Origin of the sequence: Limimaricola pyoseonensis (assembly GCF_900102015.1) — a bacterium.
In the GTDB taxonomy this organism is placed as follows: Bacteria; Pseudomonadota; Alphaproteobacteria; order Rhodobacterales; family Rhodobacteraceae; genus Limimaricola; species Limimaricola pyoseonensis.
In genome coordinates this window covers 385154-401045 of the sequence record NZ_FNAT01000004.1, presented here as the reverse complement: position 1 = coordinate 401045, position 15892 = coordinate 385154, and the positions used below count along the sequence as shown (strand labels likewise).

General features: G+C 67.1%; 16 protein-coding genes and 1 tRNA gene. 8 read left to right on the top strand and 9 right to left on the bottom strand.

Features of this window, described 5'->3' with window-relative positions; translation table 11 throughout:
* Positions 1-791, bottom strand: a 791-nt coding sequence (locus BLT43_RS18920; protein ID WP_131802645.1) for a tyrosine-type recombinase/integrase, incomplete at its 3' end; no start/stop codon positions are given.
* 345 nt (positions 792-1136) lie between these two features.
* Between BLT43_RS18920 and BLT43_RS11745 the strand changes: the two genes are divergently transcribed.
* Entirely contained in the window at positions 1137-2369 is a 1233-nt protein-coding gene (locus BLT43_RS11745) for a putative DNA modification/repair radical SAM protein (protein WP_090113061.1), read from the top strand.
* A 12-nt stretch (positions 2370-2381) separates the two neighbouring features.
* Entirely contained in the window at positions 2382-3830 is a 1449-nt protein-coding gene (locus tag BLT43_RS11740) for a UdgX family uracil-DNA binding protein (protein WP_090113059.1), read from the top strand.
* A 3-nt stretch (positions 3831-3833) separates the two neighbouring features.
* Here BLT43_RS11740 and BLT43_RS11735 read toward each other — a convergent pair whose 3' ends face one another.
* Together BLT43_RS11735 and ychF are read right to left on the bottom strand one after the other, a co-directional pair.
* Positions 3834-4292: a GNAT family N-acetyltransferase gene (locus BLT43_RS11735; RefSeq protein WP_090113056.1), complete on the bottom strand. Its 459-nt coding sequence runs from the start codon at positions 4290-4292 to the stop codon at positions 3834-3836.
* A gap of 82 nt (positions 4293-4374) precedes the next feature.
* Positions 4375-5472, bottom strand: coding sequence for a redox-regulated ATPase YchF (ychF, locus tag BLT43_RS11730; protein ID WP_090113054.1), 1098 nt, complete (start codon positions 5470-5472; stop codon positions 4375-4377).
* A gap of 122 nt (positions 5473-5594) precedes the next feature.
* Here ychF and BLT43_RS11725 point away from each other — a divergent pair, with 122 nt between their 5' ends.
* From BLT43_RS11725 to BLT43_RS11715, 3 genes are all read left to right on the top strand, one after another.
* Positions 5595-6020 (top strand): VOC family protein, encoded by a 426-nt coding sequence (locus BLT43_RS11725; protein ID WP_090113053.1) that lies wholly within the window; start codon positions 5595-5597, stop codon positions 6018-6020.
* Positions 6021-6085: 65 nt separating this feature from the next.
* Positions 6086-6877, top strand: a complete 792-nt coding sequence (gene trpA, locus BLT43_RS11720) for a tryptophan synthase subunit alpha (protein WP_090113050.1) — start codon at positions 6086-6088, stop codon at positions 6875-6877.
* A 113-nt stretch (positions 6878-6990) separates the two neighbouring features.
* A complete protein-coding gene (locus BLT43_RS11715; RefSeq protein WP_090113048.1) occupies positions 6991-8202 on the top strand; it encodes an alpha-hydroxy acid oxidase in 1212 nt (403 codons plus the stop codon).
* An 89-nt stretch (positions 8203-8291) separates the two neighbouring features.
* Here BLT43_RS11715 and BLT43_RS11710 read toward each other — a convergent pair.
* Both BLT43_RS11710 and BLT43_RS11705 read right to left on the bottom strand, forming a co-directional pair.
* A tRNA-Gly gene (locus tag BLT43_RS11710) sits at positions 8292-8365 on the bottom strand.
* Positions 8366-8409: 44 nt separating this feature from the next.
* Complete coding sequence (locus BLT43_RS11705; RefSeq protein WP_090113046.1) at positions 8410-9072, bottom strand: SOS response-associated peptidase; 663 nt, start codon at positions 9070-9072, stop codon at positions 8410-8412.
* Positions 9073-9546: 474 nt separating this feature from the next.
* Between BLT43_RS11705 and BLT43_RS18915 the strand changes: the two genes are divergently transcribed.
* A complete protein-coding gene (locus BLT43_RS18915; protein WP_131802644.1) occupies positions 9547-10236 on the top strand; it encodes a hypothetical protein in 690 nt (229 codons plus the stop codon).
* A 227-nt stretch (positions 10237-10463) separates the two neighbouring features.
* On the opposite strand, the gene BLT43_RS11700 is transcribed toward BLT43_RS18915, so the two are convergent.
* Positions 10464-12026 (bottom strand): bifunctional metallophosphatase/5'-nucleotidase, encoded by a 1563-nt coding sequence (locus BLT43_RS11700; RefSeq protein WP_090113044.1) that lies wholly within the window; start codon positions 12024-12026, stop codon positions 10464-10466.
* A gap of 149 nt (positions 12027-12175) precedes the next feature.
* On the opposite strand from BLT43_RS11700, the gene BLT43_RS11695 reads away from it, so the two are divergent.
* On the top strand, positions 12176-12514 hold the full coding sequence (locus BLT43_RS11695) for a DUF952 domain-containing protein (RefSeq protein WP_090113042.1): 339 nt from the start codon (positions 12176-12178) through the stop codon (positions 12512-12514).
* Entirely contained in the window at positions 12511-13563 is a 1053-nt protein-coding gene (locus BLT43_RS11690; RefSeq protein ID WP_090113040.1) for a quinone-dependent dihydroorotate dehydrogenase, read from the top strand. The genes BLT43_RS11695 and BLT43_RS11690 overlap by 4 nt, the downstream gene beginning before the upstream one ends.
* On the opposite strand, the gene BLT43_RS11685 is transcribed toward BLT43_RS11690, so the two are convergent.
* The 3 genes from BLT43_RS11685 to BLT43_RS11675 are packed head-to-tail and all read right to left on the bottom strand — an operon-like array spanning position 13560 to position 15821.
* Positions 13560-14876 carry an MATE family efflux transporter gene (locus BLT43_RS11685; protein ID WP_090113038.1) on the bottom strand — a complete coding sequence of 439 codons (1317 nt, stop codon included), beginning with the start codon at positions 14874-14876 and terminating at the stop codon, positions 13560-13562. The genes BLT43_RS11690 and BLT43_RS11685 overlap by 4 nt on opposite strands.
* Positions 14869-15375, bottom strand: a complete 507-nt coding sequence (locus BLT43_RS11680; protein WP_090113036.1) for a PaaI family thioesterase — start codon at positions 15373-15375, stop codon at positions 14869-14871. The genes BLT43_RS11685 and BLT43_RS11680 overlap by 8 nt, the downstream gene beginning before the upstream one ends.
* Positions 15372-15821, bottom strand: coding sequence for a PaaI family thioesterase (locus BLT43_RS11675; protein ID WP_090113034.1), 450 nt, complete (start codon positions 15819-15821; stop codon positions 15372-15374). Before BLT43_RS11675 ends, BLT43_RS11680 begins: the two co-directional genes overlap by 4 nt.
* Positions 15822-15892 lie beyond the last annotated feature (71 nt).

The following is a 15892-nucleotide window of genomic DNA, read 5'->3' as shown; positions in this document are numbered from 1 at the left end:
CCTGCGGTTTCCAGGAAGGTGAAGGCCTGATCGGGGCAAGCGTCGATAACCGCTTGGAGTTCAGGATGGATGGGTATGTCGATCAGAACGCCCCCGCTGTCTTCCGTCTTCAGCCGCCGATAGCGCAGTCGGTTGCCGTGCACGTTCCCTCGCCCCAGCCTCACAGCGTCGGAGCGAGCGGCCCCGGTGTAGAGCATGATTGTCATGGCCGAGTGCGCGACTGTCCCGGGCTTATGGGTGGCGTAGTATTTTTCGATCTCCGCCTCGGTCCAGGTGTGAAAACCCCTGGACCGGACTTTCAGCGGCTTCACCGAGGGCACAGGATTTTCCCTTCGCCACTCAAGATCGACAGCAAGATCCATAAGTGTCTTTAACCTGTCGCGAAGGTTATTGGCAGCAGACGGCGTCTCGCTCTTGGCAGCCAGGATCGTTTTGATATGCCTGCGCTCAAGCTTGACGGCGCTTTTTGTCCCGTGTTCTTCCCGGAACCGTTCCAACGTGTTCCGGTAAGTCGTCTTCGTGCTCTCCCTGAGACCCAGAAATTCAGCTGAACGATAGTAGCGCGCGATCAGATCCGAGATTGATTTCGGGATAGTTTTTCCTGCGCCTGCTCCTGGGCCAGAGCGAAGCCCCGCAACCGCGTCCTCATAGCGACGCACAAAATCCGCTGAGCCATACTCCGACCCGAGTTCAGCAGAGAAGCCCTTGCGGCGAAAGCGCCAGCGTCGTTTCCCATGCCGGTCATGATAGGCCGACGCCCACGGAAATTCCTTGCGCGACCGGCGGCTCATGCCGCACCTGCCTTAACGAGAAATTCGCAAAGAGCCCCCGCCCGAGGCACGCTTTGATCTGGTGACCCACTGCCGCAGCGGTTCACCAAGCCACCATTTTTCTTAGAGGGTAGAATCGAGTAAAAGTAGGGCGTTCGCCGACATAAGACATTGATTCCTAATAGTATCGTTAGTCCCTTCGTCTCCGCCACCCCCCCCCTTCCCCGCAGCATTCCTTCCACCCATGGGCGGACCGCGATCATCTGCCCGGCGTGCAAGGTTCAGGCCGGGCGGCGTCCCGCGCATGGACATCCTGTCGCAGCGCGGGCGCTTGTGACGAACGGTCAGGAACATTACCTGAACGCCATGACCGCGCAAAGCCTCGAACGCAAGCTCGCCATCCTGTCGGACGCCGCCCGCTACGACGCCTCCTGCGCGTCGTCGGGCACGGCGAAACGCAACTCCAAGGACGGCAAGGGCCTCGGCTCGACCGAGGGCTCGGGCATCTGCCATGCCTACGCGCCCGACGGGCGCTGCATCAGCCTGCTGAAGATCCTGATGACGAACTTCTGCATCTTCGACTGCGCCTATTGCGTGAACCGGGTGTCGTCGAACGTCGAGCGGGCGCGCTTCACCGTCGACGAGGTGGTGAAGCTGACGCTGGAGTTCTACCGGCGCAACTACATCGAGGGGCTGTTCCTCTCCTCGGGCATCATCCAAAGCCCGGACAAAACCATGGAGGACATGGTCCGGATCGCGAGGAAGCTGCGGCTGGAAGAGAACTTCCGCGGCTACATCCACCTCAAGACCATCCCCGAGGCGAGCCCGGAGCTGATCGAGCAGGCCGGGCTCTATGCCGACCGGGTCTCGATCAACGTCGAGATGCCGACCGATGCCAGCGTGACCCAATACGCGCCCGAGAAGAAGCCCGACACGATCCGCAAGGCGATGGCCGACGTGCGGCTCAGGAAGGAGGCGGCGAAGGAGAAAAGCCACACCGGCAAGCGCCCGCCGCGCTTCGCACCCGCGGGCCAGTCGACCCAGATGATCATCGGCGCCGACGGCTCGTCCGATGCGACGATCCTCGGCCAGTCGACGCGGCTCTACTCCTCCTACGGGCTGAAGCGGGTCTATTACTCGGCCTTCTCGCCCATTCCCGACGCCACCGCCAAGCTGCCGTTGATCAAGCCGCCCTTGATGCGCGAGCACCGGCTCTACCAAGCGGACTGGCTGATGCGCTTCTACGGCTTCGACGCGAGCGAGATCACCGCCGGCACGGACGGCAATCTCGACCTCACGATCGACCCCAAGCTCGCCTGGGCGCTCAGGAACCGCCACGCCTTTCCGGTCGATCCGATGCGGGCCGATCGCGAGATGCTCCTGCGGGTGCCGGGCTTCGGCGAGCGCACGGTGCAGCGCATCATCGCGGCGCGGCGGCACCGGCGGCTGCGCTGGGACGATCTGGCGCGGATGGGGGCCAACATGAAGAACGCCCGGCCCTTCGTGACGCTTCTCGACTGGACGCCGGGGACGTTGCTCGACAGCCCCGACCTCGCCGCGCGCTTCGCGCCGAAGCCGGAACAGCTCTCGCTGTTCTGACGTTTCGCGCCCATGCCGCACATCGCCCTGCCCCGCATCGGAACCGACACCGCCTGGCGCGACGCCGCGCGGGGTCTTCTGGCCCGGCGGGTGCCGCCCGAGGAGGTGACATGGAGCCGGGGTGCGGCGGAAGACGATCTCTTCGCCGCCGCCCCCGAAGAGGTCGCCCCGACCCGCGCGACGATCAAGGTGCCGCGCGACTTCGTCGAGCTCGCGGGCCGCGTCGTCTGGCACCGCGACCCCGAGCGCTTCGCCCGGCTCTACGCGATGCTGTGGCGGCTGAGGTCCGAAAAGGGGCTGATGGAGGATCGCGGCGACGCGGCGCTGGCCAAGCTGCGGTCGATGGAAAAGGCGGTGAACCGCGATCGCCACAAGATGACCGCCTTCGTGCGGTTCCGCGAGATCGGCGCGCGCGACCTGCCCCGCCGCCGCTTTGCCGCGTGGTTCGAACCCACGCATTTCACGCTGGAGCCCACCGCGCCCTTCTTCGCGCGCCGCTTCGCCGACATGGACTGGATGATCGCCACGCCGGACCTCACGGCGCTGTTCGAGGACGGCAAGCTCGGCTTCGCCGAGGGCCAGCCCAAGCCCGACCTCCCCGAGGACGCGACAGAGGAGCTTTGGGGCACCTATTTCCGCAACATCTTCAACCCGGCGCGGCTGAAGATCGGGGCGATGACCTCGGAGATGCCGAAGAAGTACTGGAAGAACCTGCCCGAGGCGCGCCACATCCCCGAGATGATCGCCAGCGCCGAGACCCGCGCCCGGGCCATGCAGGAGGCGGCCCCGACCCTGCCGCCGGCGCGCGCCGCGAAGATCACGGAACGGCTCGCCGCGCCCAATGTGGTCCGCGCGATGGCCGACGATCTCGATCAGCTCCGGGCGGAAGAGAACGCCTGCACCCGCTGCCCGCTTTTCGAGAACGCGACGCAGGCGGTGCCGGGCGAAGGCCCGCGCGACGCCGATCTGATGGTGGTGGGCGAGCAGCCGGGCGACCAGGAGGATCTCGCGGGGCGGCCCTTCGTCGGCCCTGCCGGGCAGCTCTTTGACCGGATCGCGAAGGAGGCCGGGATCGACCGCTCGCGCGCCTTCGTCACCAATGCGGTGAAGCACTTCAAGTTCACGCCCAAGGGCAAGCGGCGCATCCACCAGAACCCCAACACCGGCGAGATCAAGGCCTGCCGCTGGTGGGTGAAGTCCGAGATCGAGATCGTGCGCCCGAAGCTGATCCTGTCGATGGGCGGCACCGCGGCCGAGAGCCTGACCGGCTCGCGCAAGGGCATCCTCGCGCGGCGCGGCACGATCGAGGCGACCGATGAGGGCGTGCCGGTCTTCCTGACGGTCCACCCCTCCTACCTGCTGCGCCTGCCCGACGAGGCGCTGCGGGAGAGCGAGACCGAGAAGTTCCGCGCCGATCTCGCCGCGGCGCAGGCGCATCTGGAGGAGCTGCGCGCCTCCTGAGGCTCAGTCGAGGTCGCGGCGCATCGTCGCCATGCCGCCGCTGCGGCCCAGCTCCTCGTAGCCGGCCGAGAGATAGGCATTGAGCGCCGGCGCGTTGTCCAGCTCGACCTTGAGCGAGATCGAGAGCGCGCCCAGGTCGCGCGCCGCCTGCTCAATCAGCGCGGTCAGCTGCACCGCGGCGCCGCCGCGCACCTCTTCGTCGAGGAACACGTAGGTGAGGTGCCGCACCTCCGGGCCGATTCCCACCCGCATCGCGAAGAAGCCGACCTCGCGGCCGGTCTCGTCGAGCACGTAGAAGGACTTGTCGTCGAGATCGCCGAGCCACTTCTCCTGCCATTCGAGCGGGTCGAAGGGATGGGCGGCGTTCGGGTTGACCAGCTTGAGGTCGGCCTCCTCGGCCAGAAGCCGGGCCAAGGGCGCGAGGTCGCCCTCGCGGTTCGGTCGGGCGGTCAGGTCGGGCAAGGCGCTTCTCCCTTTCTCGGCGACGGAAAGGGCCTTGCCTGCCAGATTCGGGCGGCGCGGCGCAACCGCCGCGCCCGCGCCCTCAGGTATTGAACAGGAAGTGCATCACGTCGCCGTCCTTGACCATGTAGGACTTGCCCTCGGCGCGCATCTTGCCGGCTTCCTTGGCGGGGCCTTCACCGCCCAAGGAGACGTAGTCGTCATAGGCGATGGTCTCGGCCCGGATGAAGCCGCGCTCGAAATCGCCGTGGATCACGCCCGCCGCCTGCGGCGCCAGCGTGCCCTGGCGGATGGTCCAGGCGCGCGCCTCCTTGGGCCCGACGGTGAAGTAGGTCTCGAGGTGCAGCAGGTCGTAGCCGGCGCGGATCAGCCGGTCGAGACCGGCCTCCTGCAGGCCCATCTCGGTGAGGAACATCTCGGCCTCCTCGGCGTCGAGCTGGCTGATCTCCTCCTCGATCTGGGCCGAGATCACGACATGCGCGTTGCCTTCCTCGGCGGCCATCTCGGCCACCTTGGCGGAATGTTCGTTGCCCGAGGCGGCCGAGGCCTCCTCGACGTTGCAGACATAGAGCACCGGCTTGGCGGTGATCAGCTGCAGCATCTTCCAGGCCTTGGCGTCCTCGTCGGCGACCTCGACCATGCGGGCGGGCTTGCCGTCAGACAGCATGGCATGGGCGGCCTTCAGCAGGCGCTCCTGGTCGATCGCCTCCTTGTCGCCGCCGCGCACCTTGCGGGTGATGTTCTGCAGCCGCTTCTCGACCGACTCGAGGTCGGCCAGCATCAGCTCGGTCTCGATCACCTGCGCGTCGGCCACCGGGTCGACCCGGCCGTCGACATGGGTGACGTCGCCGTCCTCGAAGCAGCGCAGCACGTGGGCGATGGCGTCGGTCTCGCGGATGTTGGCGAGGAACTGGTTGCCGAGGCCCTCGCCCTTGCTCGCGCCCTTCACGAGGCCGGCGATGTCGACGAAGGTCATCCGGGTCGGGATGATTTGCTTCGACTTGGCGATCCCCGCCAGCGTGTCGAGCCGCTTGTCCGGCACCGCCACGTCGCCGACATTCGGCTCGATGGTGCAGAACGGGAAGTTCGCGGCCTGCGCCGCGGCGGTGCGCGTCAGCGCGTTGAACAGGGTGGACTTGCCGACATTCGGCAGCCCGACGATCCCCATGCGAAAGCCCATGTCACACCTCCTGGCAGCACATCGCGGCGGTCCTATCCCCAGCACGGCCCGCGCGCAAGCCGAGGCTTGGTGGCGGCCGGGCCGCGTGCCATGCTCGGGTTCCCGTTCGCAAGGAGCCGACGATGACGCCGATCCCCTACCTCACCTTCCACGGCAACTGCCTCGAGGCGCTCGAGACCTACCGCCGCGTCTTCGACGCCCCCGAGCCCAACGTGATGACCTTCGGCGAAGCGCCGGAGGAGGTGCGCGCCAGCATGCCCGAGACCAGCCCGCAGGCGGTGCTGCACGCGGCGCTGAAGATCGGCGAGGGCTGGATCTACGGGTCGGACGACATCATGGGCGGCACGCCGCGCATGGCGGGCTGCTCGGTGACGGTGGACCTGCCCGACGAGGCGCGCGCCCGCGCCGTGTTCGACGCGCTGGCCGATCACGGCGACGTGCACATGGCCTTCACGCCGACCTTCTGGTCGAAGGGCTTCGGGATGCTGACCGACCGCTACGGCATCCGCTGGATGATCGGGGTCGAAAGCGAGGGGACGATGGGCTGAGGCCCCATTGATTTCCGCCCCCCTTTGGCCCAAACCCCGTGGGGATCGGGCCAGAGGGGACGGGCATGACACGCATCGACGACACTTTCGCGCGGCTGCAATCCGAGGGGCGCCGCGCCTTCGTGGCCTATGTCATGGCCGGCGACCCGGATTTCGAGACCTCCAAGGAGATCGTGCGCGGCCTGCCCGGCGCGGGTGTCGACATCATCGAGCTGGGCCTGCCCTTCACCGACCCGATGGCCGACGGCGCGACGATCCAGCTCGCCGGCCAGCGCGCGCTCAAGGGCGGCCAGACGCTCGACCGGACGCTGGAGATTGCGCGGCACCTGCGCGAGACCGACACCACGACGCCGATCGTGATGATGGGCTACTACAACCCGATCCATTCGCGCGGCGTCGAGACCTTCCTCGAACAGGCCAAGGCGGCCGGGATCGACGGCCTCATCGTGGTCGACCTGCCGCCCGAGGAGGACGAGGAGCTGTGCATCCCGGCGCAGAAGGCGGGGCTGAACTTCATCCGCCTCGCGACGCCCACCACCGACGACGCGCGCCTGCCGCGCGTGCTGCAGAACACGTCGGGCTTCGTCTACTACGTCTCGATCACCGGCATCACCGGCGCGGCCGAGGCGCAGGCCGAGGCGGTCGCGCCCGAGGTGGCGCGGATCAAGGCCGAGACCGACCTGCCGGTGATCGTGGGCTTCGGCGTGAAGACGCCCGAGACCGCGAAGAACATCGCCGCGATCGCCGACGGCACCGTGGTGGGCTCGGCCATCGTCAACGAGATCGCGCAGGGCAAGCCGGTCGAGGAAGTGCTGGCCTTCGTGAAGACGCTGGCCGACGGCGCGCATTCCGCCTGATCCACTTCACTCCTCAAGTACTCAGTTCCGACGGCGCCCCTCGCGGCGCCGTCCGTCATTGCGGGCCCGGCTGACCACTGGTAAATCCTCCTTACCAATCCGGGGGAAGAGCCATGCCAGTGATCACCTGCATTGAGGACCTCAAGCGTCTTCACAAGCGCCGCGCGCCGAAGATGTTCTTCGACTACGCCGAGTCGGGCAGCTGGACCGAGCAAACCTTCCGCGAGAACACCACCGATTTCGAGCAGATCCGCCTGCGCCAGAAGGTGGCGGTGGACATGTCCGACCGCTCGACGGCGGCCCGGATGCTGGACGAGAAGGTCGCGATGCCGGTCGCGCTCGCCCCCGTGGGCATGACCGGCATGCAGAACGCCGATGGCGAGATCAAGGCGGCGCGGGCGGCCGAGAAGTTCGGCGTGCCCTTCACGCTGTCGACGATGTCGATCTGCTCGATCGAGGACGTGGCCGAGCACACATCCGCGCCGTTCTGGTTCCAGCTCTACGTGATGCGCGACGAGGATTTCGTCGACCGCATCCTCGAGCGCGCCAAGCGCGCCGGCTGCTCGACGCTGGTGCTGACGCTCGACCTGCAGCTTCTGGGCCAGCGCCACAAGGACCTGAAGAACGGCCTCTCCGCCCCGCCGAAGCTCACCCCCGCGACGCTGCTGGATCTTTCGACCCGCTGGCGCTGGGGGCTAGAGATGCTGGGCACCAAGCGGCGCTTCTTCGGCAACATCGTCGGCCACGCGGCGGATGTGGAGGATGCCCGTTCGCTGATGAAGTGGACCGCCGAGCAGTTCGACCTGAAGCTCGACTGGGAGAAGGTCCGCAAGATCGCCCAGAAATGGGACGGCAAGCTGGTGCTGAAGGGCATCCTCGACGCCGAGGACGCGAAGAAGGCGGTCGAATGCGGCGCCGACGCGATTGTGGTGTCGAACCATGGCGGCCGGCAGCTCGACGGCGCGCTCAGCTCGATCCGGGTGCTGCCCTCGATCGTGCGGGCGGTGAAGGGCCAGACCGAGATCTGGCTCGACAGCGGCATCCGCTCGGGACAGGACGTGCTAAAGGCGCTGGCGATGGGGGCGGACGGCACGATGATCGGCCGGGCCTGGCTCTACGGCCTCGGCGCGATGGGCGAGAAGGGCGTGACGACATCGCTGGAGGTGATCCGCAAGGAGCTCGACCTGACCATGGCGCTTTGCGGCGAGCGCGACGTGGCCAATCTCGGGCGGCACAACCTGCTGGTCCCGGAGGATTTCGAGGGCCGCTGGGCCGACGACCCGGAGGCCCGCGCGCAGGCCGAGATCCACACCCTGCCCGCCTGATCCGCGCGGGGGCGATAAGGTCGCCCCTGCCCGCTTCGGCAAGGCGTCGGTATCCGGCCGGCATCGCGTCGGTATCGCGTCGGTAGATCTGGAGCGGGCGGCGGGAATCGAACCCGCACATTCAGCTTGGAAGGCTGACAGGCTACCACTACATCACGCCCGCGCTCGCCTCCTGATAGCGGCTGCGGCGGGCGGCTTCAAGACGGCCTAGGCGTCAATCGGCGCGATCAATTCCGGCCCCCGCGCCCGGTTCGAGTTCACCGCCGGATCGACCCGATGAAAGCCCAGCACATCGGGGTTCGCGCGCATCAAGACCGCCGCGCCATGCCCTGCCTCGCCGAGCCAGAGCGGCCAGTCGGCGGCCTCCAGCACCACCGGCATCCGGGTGTGGATATCGGCCATCCGCCCGGCTGCCTTGGTGGTGACGACGGCGCAGCTGGTGAAGGCCTCGCCATCCCGCTCCCAGTCCTGCCAGACGCCGGCGAAGGCCAGCGGATCGCCGTCTTCGCGGTGGATGTACCAGGGCAGCTTGTGGCCCTCGTCGTCCACCGTCCACTCGTAGAATCCCGAGGCCGGGATCAGGCAGCGCCGCTCGCGCACCGCGGCGCGGAAGGCGGGCTTCTCGGCGATGGTCTCGGAGCGGGCGTTGATCAGCAGCGGGCCGTCATTGGGCTTCTTGTACCAATGCGGGATGAAGCCCCAGCGCATCGGGCGCAGCCGCCGCGCGCCGTCGCCGGAGGTGACGGAATGCACCTGCACGGTGGGGCAGACATTGTAGTTCGGCACTTCCGGCAGGTCGTTGGCCGGTGTCGCCTCGAACATCTGCGCCATCGCGTCATGGGGCAGCGTGATCGCCATGCGTCCGCACATCGGCATCAAACACTTATATTATTCATCATTGCGCACAAGAGATAAGCCTACCCGAACTCTTCCAAGGCCAATGGGCACACGGCCATAGATCATACCAACTACAAAAATCCAAGTTCATGCGGACTCGAAATCGCGCCCTTTAGTTTGCACATTAATCATGTTACAGTAGAGATACACGAACTTCCAGACGCGTGAAAATTGTCCATACCGCCCCTGCCTCAAGGTGCGTACCTGCGCACTAGCGCCAACCGACCCAGCCAGCCAGCAATAAATAGAATCATTCGACGCAAGGCTAGACGGGAGGAGGAAATATGATTGAGTCCCTGAGAAAGTGGGGCGCAGTTGGGTCAATTTTAATTTTTATCTTGCTTTTATCGGAAATCAACAACGCCTTAAGGGACCTCTTTGGGTTGGATACCTCTCCCATCGCCCTAATTTGGCAGAACCGGTTTGGAGAAGAAGAGGGAGGCGTGAATGTCCATCTCTGCGCAACGGACTCCTTTTATAGGGCAACAAACGACTGTGAAGGCATTGGCACTCTTAGCGACTAGCTTTGCATTCGTGGGTGGAGCGGGAGCTCAACCTAGCACCGGCCTAGACGACGCTGTGAGATTATTAATCGATAAGGTCGAAAGCATAGACTCTGACATAGAAAAATTACAAACAGAAGTAGAATTGCTACAAAACTCCAAGATCGCCCGTGGAGCGGTAGTCTACTTCAGAGATACAGAATGTCCGAATGATTCTTGGCGCCCCTATGACAATGCACGTGGTAGGTACATAGTTTCTTTGACCGAAAATGGCGTACTCGGCGCAACGATCGGAGAACCTTTGACAGATAAGGAACAACGGCGCGTCGTCGGAAGACACGATCATGGCCTTTCGACCGCCGACAACCATGTTCATGGCGTTTCAACCACGGGAATACACTCGCACGAATATCGCAGCACCGACAATGGACCTCTTCATGATAACGGTTCGAACTTCATTGGAGGTGCCGGGAGGTTCGGGCAAGTTGGAACGAAAACTTCGGGTGGCGACGGAAATCACCAACATAATATCGCAGCTGCTGGGGCTCACGGTCACAGTGTCGCCGCTGCCGGCAAAGATATTGGGACTAGCGCCCCGTACATTCAGTTGCTGGCTTGCGAGAAAATTCGCTAAAACGTTTCACTGCAAGAACGAACCACTTTCAGCCAATGAAGCTTAGGTCGCGTCAAATTGTCTATCAAGATATCGCTCCCCGCTATTGAGCAACCTTTATGCGTGCTGCTCAAGAACCCTCAGGGCACCGCAATATGATGGGCGAAGAACTATGATGCCGAGCCGAAAATTCACCTCAAGGCACGCTTCAAATATATGAAGCGTGCCTCAATTTCATTCACGGAATCTTACTTCACGGTGATGCGGCCATCCGTGTAGGGTTTGTAGTCGCCCTGCGCCGCCATGTATTCGGCGGTCACGTCGGCGAGGTCGGGGCCGAAATCGTAGGCCTTGGCGGCATCCACGAACATCGCGTAGCCGTCGCCGCCGTTGCGGACGTAGTTGTTCGACACGAGGCCGTAGGTCGCCTCCATGTCGAGCGGCGCGCCGTCGATGGTGACGTCGGAGATCCGGTTGCCCGGCTCGGCGGCGGGATCGACCGCGAAGGTCATGCCGGCCACCTGCGGGAAGCGGCCCGCGCCCTCCTCCATCTGGCTCACGCCGTTCTCAAGCGCGTCCTTGATGTCGGCACCGGTCACCTCGAAGGTCGAGAGCGTGTTCTGGAACGGCAGCACCGTCAGCACCTCGCCCATCGTCACCTCGCCTTCGTCGATCGAGGCGCGCAGACCGCCGGAGTTGGCGATGGCGGCGACGATGCCCTGGTCCTTGACCCGGTCGAGCATGGCGTCGGCGACGAGGTTGCCCATCTCGCATTCCTGCGCGCGGCAGACGTCGCGGTTGCCCTCGATCGACGCGGTGCTGTTGGCGACCACGCGGTTGCGGATCTCGTCGAGCGGCTTGGCCAGCTCGGCCACGCGGTCGATCGCCGCCTGGTCCTCGACCACCTGGCCGTCGATCAGGATCGGCTCGCCCGCGGCCTCGGTGATGTTGCCCTCGTCGTCGAAGGTCACGTTCAGCTCGCCCAGGAACTTGCCGTAGGCATAAGCCTGCACGATCGCCGTGTCGCCGACCATCACCGGATAGACGTCGACCGCGCCTTCCTGCTCGTTCGACAGCAGCGTGTTCGAGTGGCCGCCGACGATCACGTCGACGCCGGTGGTGGCCTCGGCCACGCGCTTGTCGGTCTCGAAGCCCGAGTGGCTCAGCACGACGATCTTGTTCACGCCCTCCTCGGTCAGACGGTCGACCTCGGCCTGCACCGCCTCGACCGGGTCGGAGAAGGTGACGTTCGGGCCGGGGCTCGCGAGCTCATGCGTGTCCTCGGGCGTCAGGCCGATCAGGCCGATCCGCTCGCCGCCGCGCTCGATCACGGTGCTTTTCCGGATCGCGTCGGCCAGCATCTCCTCGCCCGAGACGTCGGCGTTCGACATCAGCACCGGGAACTCGACCGCGTCGATGAAGGCGCGCAGAACCTCGGGGCCGTCGTCGAACTCGTGGTTGCCCACGGTCATCGCGTCGTAGCCGAGCTGGTTCATGAACTCGGCCGTCATCTTGCCCTTGTAGTAGGTGTAGAACAGCGTGCCCTGGAACTGGTCGCCGCCATCGACCAGCAGCACGTTGTCGCCGGCGCGGGCGCGGGCGTCCTGCACCGAGGTGACGAGGCGCGCGATGCCGCCGAAGCATTCGCCGGCCTCGTTGTCCTCGGTCGAGCAGGTCGAATCGTATTTCGAGATCGGCTCGTAACGGTCGTGGAAGTCGTTGGTGTGCAGGATGGTCAGGCTGTACTCCGCCTGCGCGACGCCGGCCGCGAGCGCCAGCGCGGCGGTGGTGCCGAAGAGTCCGAGTTTCATGGAAGCGTCCCTGTCGGTTTCGTTGTGGTTGAGAGCCTGCGCCAAGCGCGCGGCCGCTGTCAAAGCCGCTCTCGCCCTGCCCTAGCGGCATGACGGGGGCATGACGCGCCCCGCTTGACGTCGGGGCGGGCCGGCGGCATCAGGCGCGCATGCTGATCTACAAGATTTTCCGCGCCGCCGAATGGGCGGAGCTCGACCAAGCGGGCGAGAGCCTCGGCGCGCCGGTCGACCGGGCCGATGGCTTCATCCATTTCTCCACCGCCGCGCAGGCGCCGGAAACCGCCGCGAAGCACTTCGCGGGCGAGGACGGGCTGGTGCTGGCGGCGCTCGATAGGGACGCGCTGGGCGAGGCGCTGAAATGGGAGCCGTCGCGCGGCGGGCAGCTCTTTCCGCATCTCTACCGGGCGCTGAAGCGCGGCGAGGTGCTGTGGTCGAAGCCGTTGCCGCTCGTGGACGGACGGCACGCATTCCCGGAGGACATGGAATGAGCGCGCTGGAGAGACTGGGCCTCGCGGCGCTGCACCGGATCGACCCGGAGACCGGGCACGGGCTGGCGCTGAAGGCGCTGCGCGCGGGTCTCGGCCCCAAGGGCGGGCCGGTCACGAGCGAGCGGCTCAGGACCCGCGTGGCCGGGCTCGAGCTGCCGAACCCGGTGGGTCTCGCGGCGGGGTTCGACAAGAACGCCGTGGCGCTCGACGCGCTGGCGAAGACCGGCTTCGGCTTTCTCGAGGTCGGCGCCGCGACGCCGCGCCCGCAGGAGGGCAACCCGAAGCCGCGGCTCTGGCGGCTCGCGGCCGACCGCGCCGCGATCAACCGCTTCGGCTTCAACAACGAGGGCATGGAGGCGATCGCCACGCGGCTGGAGCGCCGACCCTCGGGCGGCGTGATCGGCCTCAATCTCGGGGCCAACAAGGACAGCGCCGACCGCGCCGCCGATTTCGCGACGGTGCTGCGGCGCTGCGGCCCGCATCTCGACTTCGCCACCGTGAACGTCTCCTCACCCAACACCGAGAAGTTGCGCGACCTGCAGGGCCGCGCCGCGCTGAGCGCGCTTCTGGACGGCGTGATGGCGGCCAATGCCGGCCTGTCGCGCCCCCTGCCCGTCTTCCTCAAGATCGCGCCGGACCTCTCGGAGGCCGAGATCGAGGACGTGGCACGGGTGGCGGAGGAGACGCGCGTTTCGGCCATCGTCGCCACCAACACCACGCTGTCGCGCGACGGCCTGACCGATCCGCAGAAGGACAACATGGGCGGGATGTCCGGCCAGCCGCTGTTCGAGCGTTCGACAAGGGTGCTGGCGCGGCTGTCATCGCTCACCGATCTGCCGCTGATCGGCGTCGGCGGGGTCGGCTCGGCCGACCAGGCCTACCAGAAGATCCGCGCCGGGGCCTGCGCCGTGCAGCTCTACACCGCGCTGGTCTATGGCGGCGTGTCGCTCGCCTCCGAGATCGCGCAGGGCCTCGACCGGCTCTTGGAGCGCGACGGCTTCGCCAGCGTCGCGGAGGCCGTGGGGACGGGCCGCACCGACTGGCTCTAGGCCGCGGCGCGCTCCAGCGCCGGGTAGCGCGCGGCGAGCGTGCCGCCGCGCGCGACGTAGCTCACCAGCATCGCCGCCCAGAGCCCGTGATTGCCGAAGGCGGCGGTGAGCGGGATCGCGGCGGCGAAATAGATCGCCGCGGCGAGGACCATCATGTTGCGCATGTCGCGCGAGCGGGTCGCGCCGATGAAGACGCCGTCGAGCATCCAGGGGATCAGCCCGAAGATCGGCGTCGCCACCATCCATGGCAGGTAGTCGCGCGCCGCCGCGCGGACCTCGGGCGCGGTGGTCATCAGGTCGATCACCATCGGCCCGAAGACCCAGAACCCCACGGCCAGCGCGACGCTCACCACGCCGCCCTGCAACGAGGACAGCACCGCCGCGCGCCTGAGCCGCATCGCCGCCCGCGCGCCCATCGCCTGCCCCACGAGCGCCTCGGCCGCGAAGGCGAAGCCATCGAGCGCGAAGGCCGTCACGTTGAGGAACTGCAGCAGCACCTGGTTGGCGGCGAGAGGCACGTCGCCGAAGCCCGCCCCCCAGAACAGGAAGCTGATGACGATCGACTGCAGCAGCACCGAGCGGATCAGGATGTCGGTGTTGACCGCCGCCATGTGCCGCAGGCGCGCGGCGTCGAAGACGCGCGGCCAGTCGCGCCACGCCGGCCGCGCGAAGGCGTCCCGGCACAGCCACAGCCCCAGCCCGAGACCCGACCACTCGGCGAGGAAGGTGGCGAAGGCCACGCCCTGCACGCCCCAGCCCAGCCCCAGCACGAACCACAGGTCGAGCAGGATGTTCACGCCGTTCATCCAGAACTGCAGCACCAGCACGCCGGTGGTGCGCTCCTGCGCGATCAGCCAGCCGGTCAGGCCGTAGATCGCGATGGCGGCCGGGGCCGACCAAACCCGGATGGCGAGGTAGTCGCGCGCCAGCGCCTCGACCTCGTCGCTCGCGGGCGCGACGGTGAAGGCGGCGGCGAAGAGCGCCCATTGCAGCGCGATGATCGCGGCGCCGGCGGCGAAGGCCAGCATCAGGGCCCGGGTCAGCAGCGCGGCCACCTCGGCCCGGTCGTCGCGGCCCAGCGCCTGCGCGGCAAGGCCGGTGGTGCCCATCCGGAGAAAGCCGAAGAGCCAGTAGATGCCCGAGATGATCACCGCGCCGATGCCGACCGCGCCGATCGGCGCGGCCGCGCCCATCTGCCCGACCACGCCGGTGTCGACCGCGCCGAGAATCGGCACCGTCGCGTTCGACAGCACGATCGGCAGCGCGATCTTCAGCACGCGCCGGTGGGTCAGCGGCCGCAGGCTCTCAGCCATCCAGCCCCGGCATCAGGAAATGCCCGGTCGCCTGCGCGAAGAGCCGCGAGCGGTTGTCCTGCCAGGCCTCGACATGGACGGAGGCGTAGCGCCGGCCGGAGCGGTTGATCCGCGCCCGCGCATAGGCGTCGCGCGGCAGGCCGGGGCGCAGGTAGTCGACGGTGAGGTCGATGGTGCGCGGCCAGTTCGGCCGCGCCTCGGCCTCGGCCTGGTCCTCGGGCGTGCCGCTCTCGATCAGCCGCCACATCCGGCTCCAGGCCAGCTCGACGATGGCGGTGGTCTCGAGAAAAGCCGCCGTCGCGCCGCCATGCAGCGCCGGCAGCATCGGGTTGCCGATCAGGGCCTCGTCGAAGGGCATCACCGCGGTCAGCTCGTCGCCGCGCCGGTCGAATCGGATGCCGAGAAAGGCGATGTAGGGCACGCCCTCGACCAGCCGCTGCAGCGCGGCGTCGCGGCGGGTCTTGATCACCTGCACGGGCTCGGGACGGCGCGGGCTCATGCCGCGGGCTCCGCCGGGCCGCGCTCGATGGTGAAGGCGCCGGTCGCGGTGGCCACGGGGCGCGCGGCGTCCTCGTCGGTGGCCACGGCGCGCACGAAGGCGACCGAGCGGGTGACGTGCCAGCATTCGGCCCGCGCGGTGACGCGCTGGCCCGGAACCGCGGGGCGCATGTAGTCGATCCTGAGGTCGAGCGTGGCGGTGCTGGCCGGCCCGCTCGGGTGCGACATCACCGCCGCCCCGGCGCAGGTGTCCATCAGGGCCGAGACCGCGCCGCCATGGATCACCCCGGTCTCGGGGTCGCCCACCAGCTTGGCGTCGTAGGGCATCGAGATCGCGGCGTGGCCGTCGCCCAGCGCCTCGACGCTCAGCCCCAGAGCCCGGGCATGCGGCAAGGCGTCGATGAATTGCTGCGCGCGGCGCAGCTCCTCGGGAATGTCCGTGTCCATGCCGCAAGCTTGGCGATCCGCGCGCCGCCCGCAAGTGCAAACTCGGCCGGCCGCGACGGAAGGCGGTTGCC

Bases quoted from the DNA above. Each gene is read 5' to 3' on its own strand.
- BLT43_RS11725 (WP_090113053.1), top strand. From the start codon at position 5,595: ATGACGCCGATCCCCTACCTCACCTTCCACGGCAACTGCCTCGAGGCG.
- ychF (WP_090113054.1), bottom strand. From the start codon at position 5,472: ATGGGCTTTCGCATGGGGATCGTCGGGCTGCCGAATGTCGGCAAGTCC.
- BLT43_RS11715 (WP_090113048.1), top strand. From the start codon at position 6,991: ATGCCAGTGATCACCTGCATTGAGGACCTCAAGCGTCTTCACAAGCGC.
- BLT43_RS11695 (WP_090113042.1), top strand. From the start codon at position 12,176: ATGCTGATCTACAAGATTTTCCGCGCCGCCGAATGGGCGGAGCTCGAC.
- BLT43_RS11700 (WP_090113044.1), bottom strand. From the start codon at position 12,026: ATGAAACTCGGACTCTTCGGCACCACCGCCGCGCTGGCGCTCGCGGCC.
- BLT43_RS11705 (WP_090113046.1), bottom strand. From the start codon at position 9,072: ATGTGCGGACGCATGGCGATCACGCTGCCCCATGACGCGATGGCGCAG.
- BLT43_RS11740 (WP_090113059.1), top strand. From the start codon at position 2,382: ATGCCGCACATCGCCCTGCCCCGCATCGGAACCGACACCGCCTGGCGC.
- BLT43_RS11690 (WP_090113040.1), top strand. From the start codon at position 12,511: ATGAGCGCGCTGGAGAGACTGGGCCTCGCGGCGCTGCACCGGATCGAC.
- BLT43_RS11745 (WP_090113061.1), top strand. From the start codon at position 1,137: ATGACCGCGCAAAGCCTCGAACGCAAGCTCGCCATCCTGTCGGACGCC.
- BLT43_RS11680 (WP_090113036.1), bottom strand. From the start codon at position 15,375: ATGAGCCCGCGCCGTCCCGAGCCCGTGCAGGTGATCAAGACCCGCCGC.
- trpA (WP_090113050.1), top strand. From the start codon at position 6,086: ATGACACGCATCGACGACACTTTCGCGCGGCTGCAATCCGAGGGGCGC.
- BLT43_RS11675 (WP_090113034.1), bottom strand. From the start codon at position 15,821: ATGGACACGGACATTCCCGAGGAGCTGCGCCGCGCGCAGCAATTCATC.
- BLT43_RS18915 (WP_131802644.1), top strand. From the start codon at position 9,547: ATGTCCATCTCTGCGCAACGGACTCCTTTTATAGGGCAACAAACGACT.
- BLT43_RS11685 (WP_090113038.1), bottom strand. From the start codon at position 14,876: ATGGCTGAGAGCCTGCGGCCGCTGACCCACCGGCGCGTGCTGAAGATC.